The sequence below is a fragment of the Streptomyces sp. NPDC042002 genome (assembly GCF_055588305.1).
In genome coordinates, this window is sequence record NZ_JBVJCT010000005.1 from 312,449 (window position 1) to 335,280 (window position 22,832).

General features: G+C 68.9%; 19 protein-coding genes and 1 other RNA gene. 7 read left to right on the forward strand and 13 right to left on the reverse strand.

The window, feature by feature from the left end:
* Positions 1–23 precede the first annotated feature (23 nt).
* The 6 genes from ACZ6KY_RS11340 to ACZ6KY_RS11365 form a co-directional block, all read right to left on the reverse strand.
* On the reverse strand, positions 24–1,070 hold the full coding sequence (locus ACZ6KY_RS11340) for a hypothetical protein (protein WP_469310070.1): 1,047 nt from the start codon (positions 1,068–1,070) through the stop codon (positions 24–26).
* The gene (locus ACZ6KY_RS11345) at positions 1,058–1,714 is read right to left on the reverse strand and encodes a hypothetical protein (protein ID WP_469310071.1); all 657 of its coding nucleotides are present in this window, start codon (positions 1,712–1,714) and stop codon (positions 1,058–1,060) included. The genes ACZ6KY_RS11340 and ACZ6KY_RS11345 overlap by 13 nt, the downstream gene beginning before the upstream one ends.
* Positions 1,715–2,004: 290 nt before the next feature.
* Positions 2,005–3,405 (reverse strand): acyltransferase family protein, encoded by a 1,401-nt coding sequence (locus ACZ6KY_RS11350; RefSeq protein WP_469310072.1) that lies wholly within the window; start codon positions 3,403–3,405, stop codon positions 2,005–2,007.
* Entirely contained in the window at positions 3,402–5,636 is a 2,235-nt protein-coding gene (locus ACZ6KY_RS11355; protein WP_469310134.1) for a glycosyltransferase, read from the reverse strand. Before ACZ6KY_RS11355 ends, ACZ6KY_RS11350 begins: the two co-directional genes overlap by 4 nt.
* A 109-nt stretch (positions 5,637–5,745) precedes the next feature.
* Positions 5,746–6,696, reverse strand: coding sequence for a hypothetical protein (locus ACZ6KY_RS11360; protein ID WP_469310135.1), 951 nt, complete (start codon positions 6,694–6,696; stop codon positions 5,746–5,748).
* A gap of 431 nt (positions 6,697–7,127) precedes the next feature.
* Complete coding sequence (locus tag ACZ6KY_RS11365) at positions 7,128–8,120, reverse strand: LysR family transcriptional regulator (protein WP_469310073.1); 993 nt, start codon at positions 8,118–8,120, stop codon at positions 7,128–7,130.
* Between the two features lie 83 nt (positions 8,121–8,203).
* Between ACZ6KY_RS11365 and ACZ6KY_RS11370 the strand changes: the two genes are divergently transcribed.
* The 6 genes from ACZ6KY_RS11370 to ACZ6KY_RS11395 all read left to right on the forward strand — a co-directional run bounded on the left by ACZ6KY_RS11370 (position 8,204) and on the right by ACZ6KY_RS11395 (position 16,073).
* On the forward strand, positions 8,204–9,457 hold the full coding sequence (locus ACZ6KY_RS11370; RefSeq protein ID WP_469310074.1) for an MFS transporter: 1,254 nt from the start codon (positions 8,204–8,206) through the stop codon (positions 9,455–9,457).
* A gap of 257 nt (positions 9,458–9,714) precedes the next feature.
* Complete coding sequence (locus tag ACZ6KY_RS11375; protein ID WP_469310075.1) at positions 9,715–11,010, forward strand: ABC transporter substrate-binding protein; 1,296 nt, start codon at positions 9,715–9,717, stop codon at positions 11,008–11,010.
* Entirely contained in the window at positions 11,007–11,975 is a 969-nt protein-coding gene (locus tag ACZ6KY_RS11380) for a carbohydrate ABC transporter permease (RefSeq protein WP_469310076.1), read from the forward strand. Before ACZ6KY_RS11375 ends, ACZ6KY_RS11380 begins: the two co-directional genes overlap by 4 nt.
* Positions 11,972–12,793 (forward strand): carbohydrate ABC transporter permease, encoded by an 822-nt coding sequence (locus ACZ6KY_RS11385; RefSeq protein WP_469310077.1) that lies wholly within the window; start codon positions 11,972–11,974, stop codon positions 12,791–12,793. Before ACZ6KY_RS11380 ends, ACZ6KY_RS11385 begins: the two co-directional genes overlap by 4 nt.
* 11 nt (positions 12,794–12,804) lie before the next feature.
* The gene (gene yicI, locus ACZ6KY_RS11390; RefSeq protein ID WP_469310078.1) at positions 12,805–15,060 is read left to right on the forward strand and encodes an alpha-xylosidase; all 2,256 of its coding nucleotides are present in this window, start codon (positions 12,805–12,807) and stop codon (positions 15,058–15,060) included.
* A complete protein-coding gene (locus ACZ6KY_RS11395) occupies positions 15,060–16,073 on the forward strand; it encodes a LacI family DNA-binding transcriptional regulator (RefSeq protein ID WP_469310079.1) in 1,014 nt (337 codons plus the stop codon). The genes yicI and ACZ6KY_RS11395 overlap by 1 nt, the downstream gene beginning before the upstream one ends.
* Positions 16,074–16,157: 84 nt before the next feature.
* Here ACZ6KY_RS11395 and ssrA read toward each other — a convergent pair.
* The 5 genes from ssrA to ftsE form a co-directional block, all read right to left on the reverse strand.
* Positions 16,158–16,546: a transfer-messenger RNA gene (gene ssrA / locus ACZ6KY_RS11400) on the reverse strand.
* A 142-nt stretch (positions 16,547–16,688) separates the two neighbouring features.
* Positions 16,689–17,222 (reverse strand): SsrA-binding protein SmpB, encoded by a 534-nt coding sequence (gene smpB / locus ACZ6KY_RS11405; RefSeq protein ID WP_469310136.1) that lies wholly within the window; start codon positions 17,220–17,222, stop codon positions 16,689–16,691.
* Between the two features lie 81 nt (positions 17,223–17,303).
* Positions 17,304–18,470, reverse strand: a complete 1,167-nt coding sequence (locus ACZ6KY_RS11410; RefSeq protein ID WP_469310080.1) for a S41 family peptidase — start codon at positions 18,468–18,470, stop codon at positions 17,304–17,306.
* Positions 18,471–18,537: 67 nt separating this feature from the next.
* The gene (gene ftsX / locus ACZ6KY_RS11415) at positions 18,538–19,458 is read right to left on the reverse strand and encodes a permease-like cell division protein FtsX (RefSeq protein ID WP_389068256.1); all 921 of its coding nucleotides are present in this window, start codon (positions 19,456–19,458) and stop codon (positions 18,538–18,540) included.
* A gap of 33 nt (positions 19,459–19,491) precedes the next feature.
* On the reverse strand, positions 19,492–20,181 hold the full coding sequence (ftsE, locus tag ACZ6KY_RS11420) for a cell division ATP-binding protein FtsE (protein WP_266759363.1): 690 nt from the start codon (positions 20,179–20,181) through the stop codon (positions 19,492–19,494).
* A 301-nt stretch (positions 20,182–20,482) separates the two neighbouring features.
* Between ftsE and ACZ6KY_RS11425 the strand changes: the two genes are divergently transcribed.
* Positions 20,483–20,674, forward strand: a complete 192-nt coding sequence (locus tag ACZ6KY_RS11425) for a hypothetical protein (RefSeq protein ID WP_028805018.1) — start codon at positions 20,483–20,485, stop codon at positions 20,672–20,674.
* 116 nt (positions 20,675–20,790) lie between these two features.
* On the opposite strand, the gene ACZ6KY_RS11430 is transcribed toward ACZ6KY_RS11425, so the two are convergent.
* The gene (locus ACZ6KY_RS11430; protein WP_469310081.1) at positions 20,791–21,375 is read right to left on the reverse strand and encodes a hypothetical protein; all 585 of its coding nucleotides are present in this window, start codon (positions 21,373–21,375) and stop codon (positions 20,791–20,793) included.
* A gap of 337 nt (positions 21,376–21,712) precedes the next feature.
* On the reverse strand, positions 21,713–22,819 hold the full coding sequence (prfB, locus tag ACZ6KY_RS11435; protein ID WP_469310082.1) for a peptide chain release factor 2: 1,107 nt from the start codon (positions 22,817–22,819) through the stop codon (positions 21,713–21,715).
* Positions 22,820–22,832 lie beyond the last annotated feature (13 nt).

Genomic DNA, 22,832 nt, shown 5'->3' on the forward strand with positions numbered 1-22,832 from the left:
TCAGTGAGTCCGGAGGGCCGGACTCAGCGGTTGATGGACTGGATCTCTTGCACCACGACGTCCTGGTCGGCTCCGAACGTGCCGTCCGGCAGGTTCCGCTCGTCGGGCACGCCGGTACCCGTCCAGTGGATCTTCCAGGTGATCGTCGCCCGCAACTTGTACGAGCCGTCGCCCGAGGAGCGGAGGTACTTCACCCCGCAAGGCGGCGTCTCCTTGGCCTTTCCCTTCGCGAACGCCTCACCGATGTGATCACCGGATATCTCGCAGACACCGGACGCCGGATACGTCTCCGCATCCGCCGTCCCCGGCCCGATCCTCAGCGAGACCGGCTCCGCCGTCGTCGTCGCCCTCACCCCGAGCAGAGGAACCGACGCCGACACCGACACCGGCTTGAACTTCGCCGTGTCCAACCACGCCCACGTCGGCAGATTCACCTTCGTCGTACCAGCAGGCGCCAAGTCCACCTTCGTCGACGGCACACGAATCTCGCCGTACGCGAGCTGCGCCAACACCTGCGGAGTGACCGCCTCGGGAATGTCCGCCGGCGGAGCGGCACCCTTGTCGACCCAGAAAATCGGCTTACTGCAAGCCAACGCACCCGGGTCACCCTCATGGCCCTTGGTCACGTACGAGTCCCACCAATAGCCCTTGCCTGCCTTGGCCTTGTTGAAATCCTTGTACTCACCGCCGTTGACATACTTGTTCCGCTGCTCCAAGTCCCACTCGGGACCCGTCGACTCGGCATTCCAGATCGGCTCCAAATACTCCTGCAACTTATCCGGCGTGTACTTCGGAGCGTAATAACAAGCAGGCGGAGTCCAGTTACCCGACACAGTCGCCACCGGCCCTGCAGAGTCACCCGACCCGTTCCTCGAACGATCGAAAACAACAGCACCCGCCGTCGCAGAGAGATTGCCGTGGCCATCAGAGTCACCTGATGCGTTGGCATTTTGGCCGTTGGTGCTGCCATCGTGCCCGTACCCTGCGAAGGCTTGGGGCGAGCAGATCATCAGGGCCGCGGAAGCTACGACGGCAACTGCTCCGGTCTTGCGATACGTCAGGACTGACATGCGGTGCTCCCCCGCTGCGATGTCAGCTTCTCCGTGATCCAGACGTCCTGCTTGTTGACCCGAAGGAGGCTGCTGTAGAGGACGTAGTTGTCCTTCGACTTCGGAGTCATTTCGATCTTGCCCGTCTTCAAGTTCTTGTTGTAGGCCTTGTTCTGATCTTCGCAGTAGACGAAGCCCGCAGTTCCATCGGAATTGATCTTCACGTCGGAGTTGTAGTAGCGCTTCGCGCCGGTGATGCGGTCCTTGTAGTCCACGAACTCCTGGATGAACTTCTGACTCCCGGCTGCCGCGGTGCCCTCGGAGTAGAAGCGGTACGCCTTGTGCAGCGGGTCCTGTTCAGCAATGGCCATATCAACAGCCTTGATGAACTGCTCGCTGTCGTTCAGCACCGCGTCCTTGTCCTTGTCGCCCGTCTTGGGCCACTCGAAGGTGTATGTGAGATCCGACGGCAGCTCGATCTTCGGTCGCCCCGCGGATTGCGTCGCGCTCGGGCCCGGCGCAGCCGACGTAGCACCCCCGGTGTCCGCCCCCGCGATCTTGTCGTTGCCCTTCGGCTCGGTGTCGGCGCCTCCGCACGCGGTCAGAAGCAGCGCGGCTGTCGCTCCGGCGGCGGCTGTGGTGAGCAGGCGGGGGCGGCGGTTCACGGCGGGCTCCTGTGCGGCGTGGGGTGTGGAAGGGCAGCAACACGCTATCGGGGGCCCGCGCGACGACACCAGAACGCGGGGTGCCTGGCGGGCAACAGGAGGTGGGTACAAGGGTTCATAGCGTGACCAACCGGCCGCCGAGAACCTTCGATTGAGTGACAGTAACCGTGACCGTGAGCGTGAAAGTGACAGCGCGGGGTGGGGCGCGGCGCCTGGGTTGGGTGGGCCGCCGCGAGGCCTCAGACCGGGGGCGCCCCAATCCGGAGAGCGCCCCCTCACTCAGCGTTCGCTCAGGCCTTCCCCCGACGCCCCCGCGCCGCACGGCCGTTGGACTTGCGGCCGCCGGCGCCGTTCGGCCAGAGGCGGGGGCTTCGCTTCGCGGCGATGTCCTCGATCCAGCCGAAGGCCAGGATGGTCAGGCCGATCAGGGGCCACACCAGGACGAACATCCACAGCATGTACGTGGCGTCGAGGGCCGACACCGCGCGGTCGCTCTGCATGAAGGGGAGGTTGTAGGCCTGGTCGAGGATCGGGACCGTGGCCATGATGAGCATGTTGTGCCAGAGGTAGATCGTGACCGCGCGGTTGTTGGACAGCGTGATCAGCTTGTCCCACTTGGCGAGGCGGCCCGGCAACTGCTGCCAGGACGGGCTGTACTGGAGCAGGATCACCACGAAACCGAAGGACCACATCGCGTCGGCGAGCGGGATGTCGTTCAAGTCCCAGCCGTCGGGGCCCAGATGACCCGAGGCCCACCACAGGGCGAAGGCCATCATCAGGGTCGAGCACGAGATGGCGATGTAGCGCGGGACCTTCGCGAGCATTCCCTCGTGGTGGGCGAAGCCCAGGACCCAGCAGCCGCCGTAGACGGCGAAGTCGGTGATGGCGTTGCCCGTTTCGCCGGGGATGGTGACCAGCCCGGTGCCGACCACCGCCGTCAGGGCGAGGGGAGCCAGCAGGGTCGCCCACGGAACACGGCGGAACGCCCACAGCAGGAGCGGGGACGCGACCACGAACCACAGGTACGCGCGCAGGTACCAGAGCACGCCCGCGCCCTGGACCGCCCAGTCGCTCTCCAGCAGGCCCGACTCGGAGCCGAGGTGCGCGGGGTACGGAGGGGCGCCGATCGGGACGATGTAGTCGAGCAGTTCGATCGGGCCCCAAGTACCGCCGAGGTCCGGGTCCTTCGCGGGGTTCCAGCCACCCACGAACATCATGGTCAGCGCCACCACGCCGAAGGCCCAGAGCGGGGGCAGCAGACGCCTCAGGCGTCCCCGGATCACGCTCAGCGGCGGCCGGCTCAGCGAACGCGCCATCAGGGAGCCCGCCAGCGCGAACATCACGCCCATGGAGGGGAAGAGGACCGTCAGCCAGGCCCAGCCGAACAGGTGGTACACGACCACGCGGACCAGGGCTATGGAGCGGAGCAGGTCGAGGTAACGGTCACGGCCCGGGCGGCGCGGAGCGGACTGCCGCGCGGGATCCGACGCGGGTGCCGTCTCCGGTGCCGTCTGCCGTGCCGGGGTCGGATCCGGGTGCGGCGCCGCGTCAGGAACGGCCTCCGGCCGTGGGCGCAGCCAGTCGTCCGCCGGTGCTCCCGGGTACGGACGCGGATGCGGGACCGCCACCTTCGGGGTGCCCAGCGGCGGAGTCGGCGGAGTCGCCCCCACCGGGTACTCGTGCGTGGTCATCCGACCGGCCTCCGTTCGTTCCCGCTGTGTGACGCCCGCGGCTGCGGGACCGATCCCGGCGCCCCCACGACTCCCGTGCGGCGCAGCTTCTGCCAGCGCAGCCGGCCGCCGGTGAGGGCGGTGATCCAGGACTGCAGCAGGACCACGTACATCAACTGCCGGTACAGGATCTGCTGGAGGGGGAGCGAGATCAGATGGGTCATGCGTTCCTTGTCCAGGCGGAACGCGTACGCCGCGCACACCGCCTGGATGGCGAGGACACCGAGCCAGGCGATGATCGTCTTCTGGGTCGGGCCGAAGACGACGCCGTACAGGAGGAAGACGTCGATCAGGGGCGCGAGGAGCGGGGCAAGGACCATGAAGAGGGACACGAGAGGCAGGCCGACCCGGCCGAATCGGCCCGACGGACCGCGTTCGAGCAGAGCCCCGCGGTGCTTCCAGATCGCCTGCATGGTGCCGTACGACCAGCGGTAGCGCTGGGACCAGAGTTGCTGGACGGACTCCGGGGCCTCGGTCCAGGCCCGCGCCTTCTCGGCGTAGACGACACGCCAGCCGTCGCGGTGGAGGGCCATCGTGATGTCGGTGTCCTCGGCGAGCGTGTCGTCGCTCATGCCGCCGACGCGCTCCAGGGCCGAGCGGCGGAAGGCTCCCACCGCGCCCGGGATGGTCGGCATGCAGCGCAGGATGTCGTACATGCGGCGGTCGAGGTTGAAGCCCATCACGTACTCGATGTGCTGCCAGGCGCCGATGAGGGAGTCGCGGTTGCCGACCTTGGCGTTGCCCGCGACCGCCCCGACCTGCGGGTCGGCGAAGGGCTGGACGAGTTCGCGGACGGTCGCCGGTTCGAAGACGGTGTCGCCGTCCATCATCACGATGATGTCGTGACTGGCGTTCGCCAGGCCCCTGTTGAGGGCGGCGGGCTTGCCGGCGTTGAGCTGGCGCACGACGCGGACGTTCGGCAGGTGCAGGTCCTCGACGATGCGCGCGGTGCCGTCGCTCGATCCGTCGTCGATGACGATGATCTCGATGGGGTGCTCGCTCGCCATGAGGGAGTTCACGGTGCTCTCGATGCACTTGGCCTCGTTGTACGCCGGGACCAGCACCGACACCGGTTCGGTGACCGGTGCCGGGCCCCAGCGGAAGCCCTTGCGGCGGACCCGGCGGGCGTGTGCGGCGGAGAGCAGGAGCATCATGCCGAAGCGGGTGAAGACCAGCACGCCGATGATCGCGATGCAGACGATCAGGACGTCGGTGATCCTCTCCGCGGCCTGGACCAGGAAGATCCAGGCCTTGCCCTTCCACAGGTCGAGGCCCGTCACCGGGGTCTGCGCGCTCGGCGCGTCGAGCGCCTCGGTGAGGTTCTCGAAGTCGTAGCCCTGCTTCTGGAGTTCGGGCACGAACTTGTCCAGCGCCTGCACGGTCTGGTGGCGGTCGCCGCCCGAGTCGTGCATCAGGACGATGGCGCCCTTGCCGCCCTTGGGCGTGGCCCGGCGGATGATCTCGTCGACGCCCGGCTTCTGCCAGTCCTCACTGTCGGTGTTGTTGACGACGGTGATGTAGCCGCGGGTGCCGACGTACTGCGTCACCGGCCAGGACTTGTTGTCCATGGCGTCGGCGAACGAGGAGTAAGGGGGACGGAAGAGCGAGGTGCGGATGCCCGCCGCGCCCTCCAGCGCCAGCTGGCTCTGCGACAGCTCCCAGTCGATACGGCTCTTGGACTGGTACGACAGGTCGGGGTGGTTGAAGGTGTGCACGCCGACCTCGTTGCCCTCCCGCACCATGCGCGCGACGAGGTCCGGGTAGCGCGAGGCCATGGTGCCGGTGACGAAGAAGACCGCGTGGGCGTGGTGCGCCTTGAGGACGTCCAGGACCTTGGGGGTCCACTTGGGGTCCGGGCCGTCGTCGAAGGTGAGGACGAGACGGTGGTCGGGGACGCTCAGGCTGGTCGTACGGCCGCTGCGGGTGTCGATGACCGGGCCGCCGTCGAGGATCTTCTCCGGCACCTTGTCGGTGGCCGCCTCGGGCTGGATGCGGTGGTCGGCGAGGATCTCGCTGTGCACGTAACCGCGCAGCATCAGCATCGCCATCAGGGCGAGCAGGATGGTCGTGGGCAGCAGGAAGCGCATGGGCAGACGGCGGCGCCTGGCGTTGCGGTCCTGCCGCGGGGTGGTGCTCGGGTCACGCCCCGGCGCGCTGGGCGCAGGACCGTGACGGCTGGTGCGGGACATCAGAGGAGGTTCTCCGGGGACGAGTGGGAGAGGGAGTACGGGGGACCGAGGAGGCTCGGCTGCCTGGACTCCCCGTGGTTCTGCCCGGCGGGTGTCCGCCGGAGAAGGCGGCTCATGGGGTGCCGGCCCCCGCTCCGGTGGAACCCCCGGGGCCCGTGGACTCCGTCGGAGTGGGCGTGCTGGAGGGGGTCGCCGTGGCGGAGACCGTGGGCTGACTGTCCGCCGAGGAGGACGGCTTGGGGTCGGGGTCCGGGTCCTTGGTGGTGACGCCCGGGGGCGCCTTCCTGGTCGCCGATGTGCTGGGCTTGGGGTCGCTCGACGCGCTCGGGGCACTGGTCTTGGCCGAGGCGCCGGGTGTGGGGGTCGAGCCGGGTGAGGGCGTCGTGACGCCACCGGCCGTCGCCACGGCGCCGGGCGCGGTGGCACCGCCCGTGCTCGGCGGGTTCACCGACTGCGTGGGCAACGGCGAGGTGTCGACCCGGCCGGCGGGCTGGTCCTCCTCCTGGCCCGGCACCAGGAGCCAGGGTGCGTTCGAGTTGCCCGACAGGAGCGTGGCGACGATCACGACGGCGTAGACCGCGCAGGCCACGGCGACGAGCATGCCGAGACGGCGGAAGCGGCGGCTGCGGCGGCCGGACTCGTCGACGAAGACGGGGCCGTCGGAGGCCTCCGGGGCGTCCTTGGCCTGCCGGACCAGCCAGTCCTCCAGGCGAGGGCCCGCGCTGTCGAGCTGGACGGTGTCTCCGTGCGGGTCGTGGCCGTTCGCCGGTCTGACCGTGTGCTCCCACGAAGGGGACAGCGAAGGATCGAGGTCCGGCGTGGACCCGGTGAGCAGCTCGGTCTCCGGACCGTCGCTGAAGTAGGGCCGCGTCTCCTTCGTACGGGCGGCCTCCTTCGTACGGGCGGTCTCCGTCATGCGAGCGGTCTCCGTCGTACGGGCGACAGGCGCCGCGGCCTTCGCCGAGGGCGCGGCGCTGAACCACGCGCCGGTCTCACGCTCGGACGGTGAACTCGCCTCGGGCCAAAGGCCGGAGAAGGTGTCGGATCCACGGCCAGGGAACACGTCGGTCTCCGCGGCGCGACCGACGAGCAGTTCGGTCTCCGGCTCCGGGGTTCGCTCGGGACGTCCGCCGGCTGCTCGCTCGGCGCGTTCCCCACGCTCAGGACTGATGCCAACTCCCATATTCGGCCACGAAACCGTTCTGCTGGGCCCTGGTCCGTCGATCGGCTCCTCGGCGTCTCGCCCAGGTGACGGATCGACGAGGCGCCCGTCCCGCTGACCGACATCGCGTCCAGCCGGTTGGGCGTCTTTCCGCCAGTTCTCTACGCGCACGTGCATCCCCCCACGGGACTGCTCACGGGTGCGCGACGACTCCGGGCAAATACTCTCTATGTCGTCCGGACCGAGCCCCCACCCGGTCCGATCGCCCCCCAATATCACACCGCGCCCGGACGAGGAATGTAGCGCACGGGTGGGACTCGTGTGGGTACGTCTCATGCACCTCTCATGAAAACGAGGGCATCGGTGGCTGGAATCCATCCTTCCTGGGGGCTCAGGAGCCATTTTTCTTCGCTCGCGAGTTCGGCAGCAGCTCGCTTGAGCGCATCGATCCCCGGATGAACAAGCCCCATGCGCCACACGAGTGACACGGGCGACAGGGGAACGGGGTCCGTCAGAGGCCTCGACACCGTCCCGGGCATGGCCGGAAACTCCACTACGGCAAGGACGGGATTCCGCCTCTTCGCCATGACCCGCCGGAATTCCTCGGCTCCGACGGCCACCGGTGCGGGTGACGCGAGTTGGATACCTCGTCCCTCGAACAGGTGACGCGCCAGGTCGGTCCACTCCAGCGTCCGTGGGTTTCCCGCTCCCGCGTACACGGTCTCGCCCGCGAGCGCGGCCAGCGGCACCGCGTCCAGCGCGGCGAGGTGATGGTCGTCGGGCAGGACGACGGCCAGGGGCTCGTAGCGCACGATCCGCTGCTCCAGCCGGGCCCGGACGGCCGGGTCGAGTCCGGCGAACCGGCCGAACGAGGCGTCGAGGCGGCCGGCGAGCAGGTCCGCCGCCGCACCGGTGAGCCCGCTCTCGTAACGGGCCATCAGTTCACTGTCGGGGGCCAGGTCGCGGGCCCGGTCGAGGATGCGACTGGACACCAGGCCGGGGGAATTGACATCGACGAGCAGCGGTCTCTCCTCGCCGCCGCGCCCCGCGAAGGCGTCCAGCAGGGCGTCGTGCGCATCCAGCATCCGGCGCGCGTACGGCAGCAGCCGCTCGGCGTCCACCGTCGGCGTCACCTGCCGGGTCGTCCGTACGAACAGTTCCGTCCCCAGCTCCCGCTCAAGCCGGCGGATGTCCCGGCTCAGGGACTGCTGGGCGACATACAGCCGGGCGGCGGCACGGGTGAAGTGCAGCTCCTCTGCGACGGCGAGGAACGCGCGCAGCAGACGGGGGTCCAGATGACCGGGAAAGGGGCGTTGACCAGGCATCACGTGAACCTACAACCCAGGTGCGTCAATCGCGACGGAGTAAGTGTTGGACCGCTTCCGGGGCGCCGGGCGACGGTTCACCCATGTCGCCGTTCGCCCCGTACCGCCGTCTGTTCGCGCTTCCCGGCACCCGTGCCTTCACCCTCGGCAACCTCGTCGCACGGCTGCCCATGGGCATGTTCAGCGTGAGCGCGGTCATCATGATCGCGAGTTCGCGGGGCTCGTACGCGCTCGCCGGCGCCGTCACGGCGACGGGTCTCGCCGCGACGGCGGTGGTCGCTCCCTGGACCGCGCGGCTCGTCGACCGGCACGGGCAGGCCCGGGTGGCCGTGCCCGCCACGGCCTTCGCGCTGCTCGGCGGGATCGGGCTGGTGCTGTGCGTGCGCTTCGGCGCGCCCGACTGGGCCCTCTTCGCCGCGTACGCCGCCACCGCCACGACCCCCAACACGGGCGGGATGTCCCGCGCGCGCTGGGCCCACCTGCTCAAGGGTGACGCGGCGTCGCTGCACACCGCGAACTCCTTCGAGCAGGCCGTGGACGAGCTGTGCTTCATGCTGGGCCCGGTGCTCGCGGCCCTTCTGTGCGGGACGGTTTCCCCGGAGGCGGGCATGCTCGTGGGGTGCGCGCTGCTGATGACGGGCGTGCTGCTCTTCACCGCACAGCGTTCGACGCAGCCGCCGCCCCAGCCGGCCGTGACGTCGGCGTCGCCCGTGCTCGCGCCCGGGATGCCTCCGCTGCTCCTCTCCTTCCTCGCCACCGGCGCGGTGTTCGGCGCGATGGAGGTGGTGACGATCGCGTTCGCCGACCAGCGGGGACACAGGTCCGCCGCGGGCGCGGTACTCGCCCTGCAGGCGGCGGGATCGTGCGTGGCGGGGCTGCTCTACGGAGCCGTCGCGGGGAGCGCCCCCTCCTCCGGCTCCTCGCTTCCCGTACGGCGGTATGTGCTGTGCGTCGGCGCCATGGCGGTTCTGCTGACGCTGCCCCTGCTCGCCGTCCGGCTCACCGGCTCGCTCCCGGTTCTCGCGGGTGCGCTGCTCGTGGCCGGCATGGCGACCGCTCCGACCATGGTCACCGGTATGACGCTGGTCCAGCGGCGCACGCCCGAGGGCCGGTTGAACGAGGGCATGACCCTCGCGGTGACCGGCCTGCTGGGCGGGATCGCCGGCGGCTCGGCGGCCGGCGGATGGGTGGTGGAGCACGTGTCGCCGGCCGCGGGGTACACGGTGCCGGTCGCGGCGGCGACGGCCGCGTTCGCCATAGCCGCGCTGGGCGCGAGGACGGGCGCGGTACGGCGTCAGGAGCACCGCCTTGAGATCCACCCGGCGAACACCCCGTAGTCCGGCCCGGCAGACACCCCGTAGTCCGATCCGGCAGACACCCCAGCGCTGACCCGGCAGACACCCCAGCGCCGACCCACGGAGCCCCCGCCGTCCGGCCCGTCGAACCCCTGCCCCAATTCCGGCTCAGCCCATTGACGTGCTCACGGCCTCCACCTACCTTCCCCCGTCGAAGCGCTTCGACGTCATGCGTCGAAACGATTCGACGAGTGGTGCGTGACGGCCCGATACCCATCCAACTCCTCTGGAGGCAGTGGATGTTGACGACACGAAGGCGTGTGACGGCGGCAGTGGCGGTGGCCTTGGCGGGCGCCCTGCTGGCGACGTCCTGCGGCGGCTCGGACAGCGGTTCCTCCGATGGCAAGACACTGAAGCTGTGGCACTACGAAGGGCCGGACAGCGCGATGGGGGTGGCCTGGAAGGAGGCCATCAAGGAATTCGAAGCGCAACACCCGGGCGTGAAGGTGAAGTTCGAGGAGAAGGGCTTCGAGCAGATCCAGAAGACGGCGCCCATGGTCCTCAACTCGAACGACGCCCCGGACATCATGGAGTACAACAAGGGCAACGCGACCGCCGGACTCCTGTCCAAGCAGGGCCTCCTCACCGATCTCACGGCCGAAGCGACCGAGCGCGGCTGGGACAAGAAGATCAGCGGCGGGGTGCGGACCATCAGCCAGTACGACACGGGCGGGGTCATGGGCTCCGGCAAGTGGTACGGCGTGCCCGACTACGCCGAGTACACGATGGTGTTCTACAACAAGGACCTCTTCAAGAAGTACGGCATCGCCCAGCCCACCACGCTGGCGGAACTCACCTCCGCCATGGACAAGTTCGTCGCGAAGGGCATCACCCCGCTCGCCGACGCGGGCGCCGAGTACATGGCCCAGCAGTACCTCTACCAGCTGGCCCTGTCCAAGGCCGACCGCTCCTGGGTCGACACGTACGAGCTGTACAAGGGCAAGGCGGACTTCCACGACGCGGCCTGGACGTACGCCGCGACCACCTTCGCCGACTGGGTGAGGAAGGGCTACATCGGCAAGAAGTCCAGCGGGCTCAAGGCCGAGGACGCGGGCGTCTCGTTCATCCAGGGCAAGAGCCCGATCCTGTTCTCCGGCAGCTGGTGGTACGGCCGCTTCAAGACGGAGAACAAGTTCGACTGGGGCACCTTCCTGTGGCCCGACAGCAACCTCACCCTCGGCTCGGGCGGCAACATCTGGGTCGTCCCCAAGGGCGCGAAGAACAAGGACCTCGCCTACGACTTCATCGACATCACCCTGTCGAAGAAGATCCAGAACCTGCTGGGCAACAAGGGCGGCGTCCCGGTGGCCGCCGACCCCGCCGCCATCACCGACCCCCAGGCCAAGACCCTGATCGGCGACTTCAACACCCTCTCCGGGAAGGACGGGCTCGCCTTCTACCCGGACTGGCCCGTCGCCGGCTTCTACGACGTCCTCGTCTCGGAGACCCAGAAACTGATCACCGGGAGCGAGAAACCGGACGCCTACCTGTCCGCGCTGCAGAAGGCGTACGACCAGGGCGTACCGAAGACATGACGGTCACCGTCGAGCGGGGCGGCCGGACCGCCCGCGGCCACCACGTCGCCACGACGCGCCCGCGCCGTCCCCGCACCTCCTACGCCCTGTTCCTGCTGCCCGGGTTCGCCGCCTTCCTCGTGGTCGTGGTCGTGCCCTTCCTGATGAACACCGGTGTGAGCTTCACGGACTGGCAGGGGGTCGGCAGTCCCACCTGGTCGGGGCTCGCCAACTACCGCGCGCTGATGGACGATTCCGAGTTCTGGGCGTCCTTCCGGCACAGCCTGTTCATGGTCGTCGCGATGGCGGCCGTACCGACCGCCGTCGGACTCGTCCTCGCCGCCGCCCTGTTCGACTTCGTCGCCAAGCACTTCGGGACGCGGACGGCGGCCGTGCTCCGCGCCTGCTTCTACCTTCCCCAGGTCCTGCCGATCGCCGTCGCCGGCATCGTGTGGAGCTGGATCCTCGCGCCCGACAACGGCTCGCTCAACGAACTGCTCAAGGCCGTCGGCCTCGGTTCCTGGCAGCAGGACTGGCTGGGCGACCCCGATCTCGCGCTCTACAGCGTCATGGGCGTGATGGTGTGGGTGCAGATCGGTTTCCCGCTCGTCGTCTTCATGGCGGGGCTGCAACGCGTGGACCCGCAGCTCTACGAGGCCGCCGAGCTGGACGGAGCGGGCTGGTGGCGGCGGTTCTGGCACATCACGCTGCCGCAGATCCGCCCGGAGATCTCGGTGGTCCTCCTGTGGTGCACGATCGCCGCGCTGAAGGTGTTCGGGGCGGTGTACGTCCTGACGAAGGGCGGTCCGGGCGGCGCCACCGACGTGCCGTCGTACTTCTCGTTCACGACCTTCTTCGAGAAGACGCAGGTCGGCTACGGCGCCGCGATCTCCACCGTCCTGACCGTGATCATCCTGGCCCTGGCGCTGATCGGGCTGAGGTTCCAGACGCGCGCCGAGGACGCCGAGGAAGGGGTCCGCGTATGACAGCCCTCCGTCGCTACCCGGTTCTGGCGGCCCTCGTCATCGGCGCGCTGTTCATGGTGCTGCCCTTCGCCGTCGTCGCGGTCAACGCGGTCAAGTCGCCCGCCGAGTACTCCGCGCACGGACCCCTCAGCCTCCCGCACGGCCTCTACCTCGACGGTATCGAGGACTTCTGGCAGCGCGTCGACTTCGGGCGGAAGCTCCTCAACTCGGTGCTGATCTCCGGCTCGGTGGCGGTCGGCGCGGCCGTCCTGTCGGTCCTGAACGCGTACGCGATCGGCATCGGCCGCATCAGGGGCCGCACCTGGGTGCTCGCCTTCTTCGTCCTCGCGAACACGCTGCCGCAGGAGGCCCTGGTCTACCCGGTCTACTACCTGAGCAAGCAGGCCGGCCTCTACGACACCAGGCTCAGCGTGATCATCGTCTTCACGGTGATCCAGGCGTCCTTCGGCACCTACCTCCTGTCCTCCGTCCTCGGACGGTTCCCGCGCGAGATCATCGAGGCCGCGCGGATCGACGGCGCGAACCAGTGGCAGGTGCTGTGGCGGATCGTCGTCCCGGTCAGCCGCCCCACGATCGGCGTGCTCCTCGTCTTCTTCTTCATCTGGACGTGGAACGAGTTCCTGCTGCCGCTGGTCATGCTGATCTCCAACGACAACCAGACGGTGTCGGTGGCCCTCGGTGTCCTCCAGGGCCAGCGCCTGATGGACGCCACGATGACGAACGCGGCCGCCCTGCTGGGCGTCCTGCCCGCCATCGTCTTCTTCCTCGTCTTCCAGCGGACCCTGACCCGCGGTATCGCCGTCGGCGCAGTCAAGTAGGGGGTACGAAAGTGAAGTTCACGGACGGCTACTGGCTGCTGCGCGAGGGTGTCACCGCGGCCCATCCGGTCGAGGTCCTCGACGTGACCTCGGGCGCCGGCGGCCTGGAGATCCACGCGCCGACGCAGCCCATCCGGCACCGCGGCGACCTGCTGAAGGGACCGGTCGTGACGATCAGCGCCCACGCGCCGATGCCCGGTGTCATCGGCGTCACGTTCACCCACTTCCAGGGCGAGGAGCCGCGGGGGCCCCGGTTCGAGGTGCGCGGAACCGAGTTCGCACCGCTCGTGGAGTACGACGACGGCCACGCGACCATCACCGCCGGCGCGCTGTCCGCCCGGTTCTCCCGCACCACCCCCTGGCACATCGACTTCCTCGCGCACGGCCGCGTCCTCACCAGCAGCGGCCCCAAGGGCATGGGCATCATGCGGGACGCGGACGGCGCCCACTATCTGCGCGAGCAGCTCGACCTCGGCGTCGGCACGCAGGTCTTCGGCCTCGGCGAGCGGTTCGGGCCGCTCGTCAAGAACGGCCAGGTCGTGGACATGTGGAACGCGGACGGCGGAACGGCCACCGAACAGGCCTACAAGAACGTGCCGTTCTACCTGACGGACGCGGGCTACGGCGTCTTCGTCGACCACCCGGGCCGGGTCTCCTTCGAGGTCGGCTCGGAGGCGGTCTCCCGGGTCCAGTTCAGCGCCGAGACCCAGCAGTTGACGTACTACGTCATCCACGGCCCCACCCCGAAGGACATCCTGCGCACCTACACGGCGCTCACCGGGCGTCCGGCCCTGCCGCCCGCGTGGTCCTTCGGCCTGTGGCTGTCGACGTCCTTCACCACCTCCTACGACGAGGACACCGTCACCTCCTTCATCGACGGCATGCGGGACCGTGAACTCCCGCTGTCCGTCTTCCACTTCGACTGCTTCTGGATGCGCGAGTTCAACTGGTGCGACTTCCGGTGGGATCCACGGGTGTTCCCCGATCCCGAGGGGATGCTGGCGCGGCTGAAGGACAAAGGGCTGCGGATCTGCGTCTGGATCAACCCGTACATCGCGCAGCGCTCACCGCTGTTCGCCGAGGGGCGGGCCCTCGGGCATCTGCTCAGGCGGCCCGACGGAAGCGTCTGGCAGTGGGACCTGTGGCAGCCGGGCATGGCGCTGGTCGACTTCACCAGCGCGGACGCCCGGGACTGGTACGCGGCGAAGCTGGAGGCGCTGCTCGAACAGGGCGTCGACTGCTTCAAGACCGACTTCGGCGAGCGGGTCCCGGTGGACGTGGCGTACGCCGACGGCGCCGACCCGGAGCGGATGCACAACTACTACACGTACCTCTACAACCAGACCGTCTTCGATGTGCTCCGCAAACACCGGGGGGAGCACGAGGCCGTCGTCTTCGCCCGCTCGGCGACCACGGGCAGCCAGCAGTTCCCGGTGCACTGGGGCGGCGACTGCGAGGCGACCTACGCGTCGATGGCCGAGTCGCTGCGCGGCGGGCTCAGCCTCGGCCTGTCGGGGTTCGGGTTCTGGAGCCATGACATCGGCGGCTTCGAGGGCACACCGACGCCCGCGCTGTTCAAGCGGTGGATCGCCTTCGGGCTGCTGTCCTCGCACAGCAGGCTGCACGGCTCGTCCTCGTACCGCGTGCCCTGGCTGTTCGACGAGGAGGCCGTGGACGTCCTGCGGCTGTTCACCCGGCTGAAGCTCGGCCTCATGCCGTATCTCTACGAGGCCGCCCGCACCGCCCACGCGGAGGGGGTGCCGATGATGCGGGCGATGGTCCTGGAGTTCCCGGACGATCCGGGGTGCGCGCATCTGGAACGGCAGTACATGCTCGGCCCGGATCTGCTGGTCGCGCCCGTCTTCAGCGACGAGGGGGACGTCTCGTACTACGTGCCCGGGGGCACCTGGACCCCCTACCTCGGCGGGCCGCCGGTGACCGGACCGCGCTGGGTGCGCGAGCGGCACGGCTTCAGAAGCGTGCCGCTGCTCGTGCGGCCGGGCGCGGTGATCCCGGTGGGCGCGGTGGACGACCGCCCCGACTACGACCACGCCGACGGGGTCACCCTGCGCGCGTACGGCCTGAAGCGGGGCGCCCGGGTGACGGTGCCGGTCGGTGGCGTGACCTTCACCGTCGTACGCGAGGGGGCCACCCTGCGCGCGTCCTGCGCCGATCCCTCCGCGCCCTGGGGGCTGGCCGCGGGCGGGCGCGAGGTACGGGCCCGTGCCGGGACGGGCTTCCTCTCCCTGGACCTGGAGTCCGAGTGATGGTCAAGATCACCGATGTGGCACGGCACGCCGGGGTCTCCCCCAGCACCGTCTCGTACGCGCTGAGCGGCAAGCGGCCGATCTCCGAGGAGACCCGGCAGCGTGTCGCCGAGAGCATCCGCCGGCTCGGCTACCGCCCGCACGCCGGGGCCAGGGCACTGGCCAGCAGCCGGTCGAACGTCCTCGCGCTGGTCGTCCCGCTGCGGGCGGGCATCCATGTGCCGGTGGTGATGCAGTTCGCGGTGTCGGTGGTGACGGCGGCCCGACTGCACGACCACGACGTCCTGCTGCTCACCCAGGAGGAGGGCGAGGACGGGCTGCGCCGGGTCGCGGACACCGCGCTGGTGGACGCGCTGATCGTGATGGACGTCCAACTCCACGATCCCCGGCTGACGTTGCTGCGCGCGCTGGACCGGCCGTCGGTGCTCATCGGCTTCCCGGCCGCCGCCGACGGGCTCACCTGCATCGACCTGGACTTCAAGGCGGCCGGTGAGCTGTGCGTGGAGCGGCTCGCGGGACTCGGGCACCGGGTCGTCGCGCTGGTCGGGTCACCGCCGGAGGTGTATGTGCGGGGCACGGCGTTCGCGCAACGGGTGGTACAGGGGTTCACGGCCGCCGCCGACCGCAGCGGCCTCGCCTCGTCCGTCCACCCCTGCGAGGCCACGCCCGCCGCCGCCCGCCGGATCGCCGAGCAACTGCTGCGGGAACAGCCCGCGTTGACCGGGGTCGTGGTCCACAACGAACCGGTCCTGGAGCCGCTGATCGACGCCTTCGAACAACTCGGCCTGCGGGTCCCGGCCGACCTGTCGGTCACCGCCATCTGCCCGGACGAACTCGCCGGAAGCCTGCGCGTCCCGGTCACCTCCATCGCCATCCCGTCGGCGGAAGTGGGCGCGCGGGCGGTGGAGTTGCTGATGCGGAAACTGGCGGGCACACCGGTCGCGGAGGCGACTCTACTGACTCCCCGGCTGACGGAACGCGCGAGTACGGCGCCGCGCACGCTGACTTCCTGAGGAGACGGGGCACGGGAACACGACGAAGGCCCCGCTGCCGGAGCAGCGGGGCCTTCGTCACGATATTCAATCAAAACATGGGATGAGTGGAGATGGCGGGAATCGAACCCGCGTCCAACGGTGCAAAATCAGGGCTTCTCCGTGCGCAGTTCGCTGTGATTTTCTCAGCCCCGGCAATCACGCGAACAAGTCGCCGACGGGCTCAGTCACTGTTTGATTTCCCAGCGAACCCCGTGACCGGGCCCGCTGGTTTAGTCCCCTAGATTATGCCAGGATCCGGGTCGGGAACACTCCCGGGCTGACACCCATTAAGGGTCCCTCACTCACTGCTTATTAGGCAGCGAGGGCGAAGGACTGGGAATCGCTCTTGGAATTGGCGATTATTTTTTGCGACATATGGTTTACGAGATCATTGCCGCTTCCTCGACACGCTTCCCCTGCTTCAACATCCGCTGTCGAAACCGATCATCCCCATGTTGATTTTTCAAAGCTCGGCCCCTCCGAGGAGGAACCCCGCACCCGCTGTGAGGTGCAAGTGCCATCGTACGCGACCGACGCACGACGGTGCCAGCCTATTCCAGCGGACCCGCTCCGCCCGGCCGGCCGCTCGGCGCGTTACTCGCCGCGCTGCTTCCGCTTGGCCGTCGCGATCGCGCGGTCCGACTCGCGCCGGTCCTGCTTCTCGCGCAGGGTCTGCCGCTTGTCGTACTCCTTCTTGCCGCGGGCGAGCGCGATCTCCGCCTTCGCCCGGCCGTCCTTGAAGTACAGGGCGAGCGGCACGATCGTGTGACCCGTCTCCTGGGTCTTCGCCTCCAGCTTGTCGATCTCCTCGCGGTGCAGGAGGAGCTTGCGCTTGCGGCGCACGGTGTGGTTCGTCCAGGTGCCCTGGCTGTACTCCGGGATGTGGGCGTTGTGCAGCCACGCCTCGTTCCCGTCGATCTGGACGAAGCCGTCGGTCAGCGAGGCGCGCCCCTGGCGGAGCGACTTCACCTCGGTGCCGGTCAGGACGAGCCCGGCCTCGTAGGTGTCGACGATCGCGTAGTCGTGCCGCGCCTTCTTGTTCTGCGCGACGATCTTGCGCTTGCCGTCCTTGGCCTTGCCGGAGCCCTGGCCGCCCTGCTTGGGCTGGGACTCCTTCGGTACGTACATTCCCTTGCTCATAGTGCTGGCCATTTTCGCACTACAGGGGGGCTCGGGGGAAAGCCGATTACCGGAGTCGCGGTCCGGCGCTCAGGAAGGGTCCCCGAGGCCGCTCAGCACGGTCTCGGCGCGCTTCAGCGACTCTGTGTCGGCCTCCAGGTCCGGGGTGATGCCCCGGCCGTCGACGGAACGCCCCGCGGGGGTCCGGTAGTGCCCGACGGTCAGCTCGGCGACGGAGCCGTCGGGCAGCCGGCTCGGCATCTGGACCGAGCCCTTGCCGAAGGTCCTCGACCCCACGACGACCGCGCGCCCGCGGTCCTGGAGGGCCCCGGTGAGCAGCTCGGCCGCGCTCATCGTGCCGCCGTCGACGAGCGTGACCAGGGGTCTGGTGGTGTCGCCGCCGGAGTCCGCGTGCAGGGCGCGCTGCGCGCCGTTCACGTCGTACGTGGCGACGAGGCCGCCGTCGAGGAAGACGGAGGCGGTGGTGACGGCCTCGGTGACCAGACCGCCGGAGTTGCCGCGCAGGTCGAGGACGATCCCGGCCCGGCCCGGCGCCCGGCCGACGGCTGCCCGTACGGCGTCGCCCACACCCTTGGTGAAGGCGTCGACCTTGATCAGGGTGACACCGCCGGGAAGCCTGCTGACGGTCACGGAGTCCGTGGAGAGCCTGGCGCGGCGCAGGGTCCGGCTCCACGACTGCGTGCCGCGCTCCAGGCCGAGGGAGACCTTCGTGCCGGCACTCGCGTCGTCCGCGTCACCGCGCAGTAACGAGACGACCTCGGTGACCGGCCTGCCGTCCACCTTCGCGCCGTCGACGGTGCGCAGCCGGTCGCCCTTGTGGATGCCCGCGGCGGCGGCGGGCGAGCCGGCGCTGACGCGGGTGACCTCGATGCTTCCGTCGCGCTCACGGCGGGCCCACAGGCCGACGCCGGTGTACTGGCCGTCGAGGGCTTCCTCGAACTCCTCGTACTCGCCCTGGGAGTAGACGGCGCCCCAGCGGTCTCCGCTGCGGCTGACGGCGCGTTCGGCGGCCTCCATGGGGGACTTGCCGTCGGCCATCGCCTCGGCGGCGGCCTCGGCGACCTCGTCGTGGTGGCGTGCCGCCGCCGAACCGGGCGTCCTGGCCGGGGTCTTCCGGACGGGGTCGGAGAACGATCCGGTCGCCGCACCGGCGACGAGGACACTCGCGAACACCAATGTCAGGGCCGCCCCGCGGCGGATGCGGCGGGGCTCGCAGAACAGGTCACGGCCTGACATGCCGGTGAGTCTAGGACAACGCGAAGGGCCGCACCGCCGGTTGACGGTACGGCCCTCTTGGTATGCGTCACACCTTCAGGTACTTGCGCAACGCGAAGAACGCGGCCACTGCGGGCATCAGCAGGCTCGTCGCGAGGATGAGCGGGAGCTTGGTCAACACGGCGTCCCAGCCGATGAAGTTGATCAGGTTCAGCTTGTGGGACAGGTCCAGCCCGTGGTCGATGATGAAGTACCGGGCGATCAGCAGGAAGCCGCAGGCGACACCGCCGCCGATGAGTCCGGCGACCGAGGCCTCCGCGATGAACGGCGCCTGGATGTAGAAGCCGGAGGCGCCGACGAGCCGCATGATGCCCGTCTCGCGTCGCCGGCTGAACGCCGATACGCGGACGGTGTTGACGATCAGCATCAGCGCGACGACGAGCATCATCGCCATCACCGCGCGCGCGGCCCAGTTCATGCCGTTCAGGAGCCCGAACAGGTTGTCCAGGATGCCCTTCTGGTCCTGCACGGACTGCACGCCGTCACGGCCGTCGAAGGCGGTCGCGATGACCTGGTACTTCTCCGGGTCCTTCAGCTTGATCCGGTACGACTCCTGCATCTGGTCCGGCGTGAGGGAGCTGGCCAGCGGGGAGTCGCCGAACTGCTCCTTGTAGTGCTTGTACGCCTGGTCCGAGGACTCGTAGGTGACCTTCTGGACGACCGTGGACATCTTGCCCAGGTCGGCGACGATCTGCTTCTTCTGGTCACTGGTCACCGCGCCCTTGGCGCAGTGCGGGTCGGACTCGGCGTCGCTCTTGTTGCAGAGGAAGATCGAGACGTTGACCTTGTCGTACCAGTAGCCCTTCATGGTGTTCACCTGGTCGCTCATGAGGAGCGAGCCGCCGAACAGGGCGAGCGAGAGGGCGACCGAGACGACGACCGCGAAGGTCATGGTCAGGTTGCGGCGGAGACCGACACCGATCTCCGACAGAACGAACTGCGCGCGCATGGCGTCTTCCTCAGACCTTTCCGTGGACGATGATCAGTGCTGGTAGCCGTAGACGCCGCGTGCCTGGTCGCGGACGAGACGGCCCTGCTCCAGCTCGATGACGCGCTTGCGCATCTGGTCCACGATGTTCTGGTCGTGCGTCGCCATCAGCACCGTGGTGCCCGTCCGGTTGATCCGGTCGAGCAGTTTCATGATGCCCACGGAGGTCTGTGGGTCGAGGTTTCCGGTCGGCTCGTCGGCGATGAGGAGCTTGGGCCGGTTCACGAAGGCTCTCGCGATGGCCACACGCTGCTGCTCACCACCGGACAGTTCGCCGGGCATCCGGTCCTCCTTGCCGCCCAGGCCGACGAGGTCGAGCACCTGGGGCACGGACTTGCGGATCTCGCCGCGGGACTTGCCGATGACCTCCTGGGCGAAGGCCACGTTCTCGGCGACCGTCTTGTTGGGCAGCAGACGGAAGTCCTGGAACACGGTCCCCAGCTGGCGGCGCATCTGCGGCACCTTCCAGTTGGAGAGGCGCGCGAGGTCCTTGCCCAGGACGTGCACCTGACCGTGGCTGGTCCGCTCCTCGCGGAGGATCAGCCGCAGGAAGGTGGACTTTCCGGAGCCGGAGGACCCCACGAGGAACACGAATTCTCCGCGCTCGACCTCCAGGGAGACATCCCTGAGAGCGGGGCGGGTCTGCTTGGGGTAGACCTTGGAGACATTGTCGAATCGGATCACGGGTGCACCACGGGTCGCCGGGGGTAGGTGTGCGTGACCATACGCGAACCGGGTGTACGAGCGCAGTCGGCGTACGGGGTTGCGCGCGGCTTGCACGATTTGTCAGGGATCTGAGGCGCGATTCACACCGGATCCGAACGGCTGACGGCTCTCCGGGCGGGGCAGGATAGGGCGAGCCGCGCCGAAATCCGCGGAACCTGGCACAGTGGTAAGGGAACGGTTGCGTTCGCCGAAGCGTTAAGAGAGCGATGTGTACGCGAGAACGCTGCGTGCGCGGAGACGTCGCAAGGAGGGCCGGCGCATGACGTACGACCGATTGGTATGCGCTAACTGCGCGGCACCCGTCAGCGAGGGCCGCTGCCCCGTCTGCCGCGCGAACCGGGAACGGCTCCAGCAGGAGAGCCCCTTCGCGGGACTGAACCCCATGGCACTGATCGCCCTGCTCGCGGTACTGATCGCGGCGCTGGCGCTGGTGGCCCACCAGACGGTGTGAGAGCCGCGCGGACGCGCCGAGCGGCCCCGCCGGCCGCCCCTGACCCGAAGAAGGACCCCTGACACGAGAAGGGCCCGGAGCGAGCTGCTCCGGGCCCTTCGTCACGCGTGTGCCCGTCAGGCGGCGGCACCGCCGCGGCCGCCGGCGAGGCGCGGCAGCAGCCGGAAGCCGATACCACCGGCGATCATCGTGGCGGCACCGATGAGCAGGAACGCGGTCTGACCGGCACCCGTCTCGGCCAGCGCGCCGTCCTTGCCCTGGGCCTTGGTGTCCGAGCCCGTGTCGGTGAGGGCCGAGGAGCCCTCCTCCTGGGTGGAGGACCCACCGTTGGGGTCGTTCTCGTTGCCGCCGGTGCCGCCCGCGGGCGCGGAGGACGAGCCGGAGGTCGGCTCCTCCGTCGGCTCGGTCGGGTTCCCGGTGGGCGTGCCGGCCGTCGGGGCCGGCGAGGTCGGAGGTATCTCGGTGGGAGGCTCCGACGTCGGAGGTATCTCGGTGGGAGGCTCCGACGTCGGGGGCACCTCGGTGGGAGGCTCCGACGTCGGAGGCACCGGCGACTCAGGGATACCCGTGATGGTCGGGGTCGGGGTCGGGTCGTCGGCGGCGGTCGCCGAGGCGACACCCGCGGCGGTCAGTGAGGCACCGGCGGCGATCACCACGCCGGCCGCTATTCGTGCCGCGAGAATCCGCGTCTTCTTGGTCATCTGCCTGCTACCCCCAGTAGCTGATCGTCAATGGAGCAGCGTCCGGAGCCACGGCGTCACAGGAGGTTTTCGGTCGGCCCCCCGGTTCACATGCGCCCCGGTGATACGCGTGCCACACGTCACCCTTCCCAGTTTCCAGAGCAGCGTCAAGGTCGTTGCGTACGCGATGTCCGGAACACCATCGTTTGCCTGGCGTGCGGACATCTGACTGTGACGTAAAACCCGGACAAGGCCCACGACAAAGGCAACTGCCGTCCGGTGGACGGCAGTTGCCTTTGTCGATAAAGAGGTTTCGCGGGAGGCGGAGAAGTCCGCCGGCGCCGCGCCTCGCGCGTGTCTACTTCTCCTGCTGCTTGCGCCAGCGAATTCCGGCCTCAAGGAAGCCGTCGATCTCGCCGCCGAACACGGCCTCGGGGTTGCCGACTTCGAACTCGGTGCGCAGGTCCTTGACCATCTGGTACGGGTGCAGGACGTACGAACGCATCTGGTTTCCCCAGGAGTTGCCGCCGTCGCCCTTGAGGGCGTCCATCGCGGCCTGCTCCTCCTGCCGGCGCCGCTCGAGGAGCTTGGCCTGCAGAACGTTCATGGCCGAGGCCTTGTTCTGGATCTGCGACCGCTCGTTCTGGCACGAGACGACGATGCCGGTGGCGAGGTGGGTCAGGCGCACCGCGGAGTCGGTGGTGTTGACGCCCTGGCCGCCGGGACCGGACGAGCGGTACACGTCGATCCGCAGCTCGGACTCGTCGATCTCGATGTGGTCGGTCTGCTCGACGACCGGCAGGATCTCGACACCGGCGAAGGACGTCTGGCGGCGTCCCTGGTTGTCGAACGGCGAGATGCGCACCAGCCGGTGCGTGCCCTGCTCCACGGAGAGCGTGCCGTACGCGTACGGCACGTGGACGACGAAGGTGGTGGACTTGATGCCCGCCTCTTCCGCGTACGAGGTCTCGTAGAGCTCCGTCTTGTAGCCGTGGCGCTCGGCCCAGCGCAGGTACATGCGCTGGAGCTTCTCGGCGAAGTCGGAGGCGTCGACGCCGCCGGCCTCGGCACGGATGGTGACGACGGCCTCACGGGAGTCGTACTCGCCGGACAGGAGCGTGCGGACCTCCATCTCGTCCAGCGCCTTCTTGACGGAGACGAGCTCGGCATCGGCCTCGGCACGGGTGTCCGGGTCGTCCTCCTCCTCGGCCATCTCGAAGAGCACGCTCAGATCGTCGATACGCCCGCGGAGCGCCTCGGCCTTCCTGACCTCCGCCTGGAGGTGGCTCAGCTTGCTGGTGATCTTCTGCGCCTCGTCCGGGTCGTCCCACAGGGACGGCGCGGCCGCCTGCTCCTCGAGCACGGCGACATCTGCCCTCAGCTTGTCGAGGTCCAGGACGGCCTCGATCGACTCCATGGTCGAGGAGAGGGACTTGAGCTCTTCGGATACATCGACGACTGCCACGCCTCCAGCGTAA

What these genes read in the sequence shown, in the direction of transcription:
- ACZ6KY_RS11340 (WP_469310070.1), bottom strand. Translation starts at nt 1,070, where the DNA reads ATGTCAGTCCTGACGTATCGCAAGACCGGAGCAGTTGCCGTCGTAGCT.
- ACZ6KY_RS11350 (WP_469310072.1), bottom strand. Translation starts at nt 3,405, where the DNA reads ATGACCACGCACGAGTACCCGGTGGGGGCGACTCCGCCGACTCCGCCG.
- ACZ6KY_RS11365 (WP_469310073.1), bottom strand. Translation starts at nt 8,120, where the DNA reads ATGCCTGGTCAACGCCCCTTTCCCGGTCATCTGGACCCCCGTCTGCTG.
- ACZ6KY_RS11370 (WP_469310074.1), top strand. Translation starts at nt 8,204, where the DNA reads ATGTCGCCGTTCGCCCCGTACCGCCGTCTGTTCGCGCTTCCCGGCACC.
- ACZ6KY_RS11375 (WP_469310075.1), top strand. Translation starts at nt 9,715, where the DNA reads ATGTTGACGACACGAAGGCGTGTGACGGCGGCAGTGGCGGTGGCCTTG.
- ACZ6KY_RS11380 (WP_469310076.1), top strand. Translation starts at nt 11,007, where the DNA reads ATGACGGTCACCGTCGAGCGGGGCGGCCGGACCGCCCGCGGCCACCAC.
- ACZ6KY_RS11385 (WP_469310077.1), top strand. Translation starts at nt 11,972, where the DNA reads ATGACAGCCCTCCGTCGCTACCCGGTTCTGGCGGCCCTCGTCATCGGC.
- ACZ6KY_RS11395 (WP_469310079.1), top strand. Translation starts at nt 15,060, where the DNA reads ATGGTCAAGATCACCGATGTGGCACGGCACGCCGGGGTCTCCCCCAGC.
- smpB (WP_469310136.1), bottom strand. Translation starts at nt 17,222, where the DNA reads ATGTACGTACCGAAGGAGTCCCAGCCCAAGCAGGGCGGCCAGGGCTCC.
- ACZ6KY_RS11410 (WP_469310080.1), bottom strand. Translation starts at nt 18,470, where the DNA reads ATGTCAGGCCGTGACCTGTTCTGCGAGCCCCGCCGCATCCGCCGCGGG.
- ftsX (WP_389068256.1), bottom strand. Translation starts at nt 19,458, where the DNA reads ATGCGCGCGCAGTTCGTTCTGTCGGAGATCGGTGTCGGTCTCCGCCGC.
- ACZ6KY_RS11425 (WP_028805018.1), top strand. Translation starts at nt 20,483, where the DNA reads ATGACGTACGACCGATTGGTATGCGCTAACTGCGCGGCACCCGTCAGC.
- ACZ6KY_RS11430 (WP_469310081.1), bottom strand. Translation starts at nt 21,375, where the DNA reads ATGACCAAGAAGACGCGGATTCTCGCGGCACGAATAGCGGCCGGCGTG.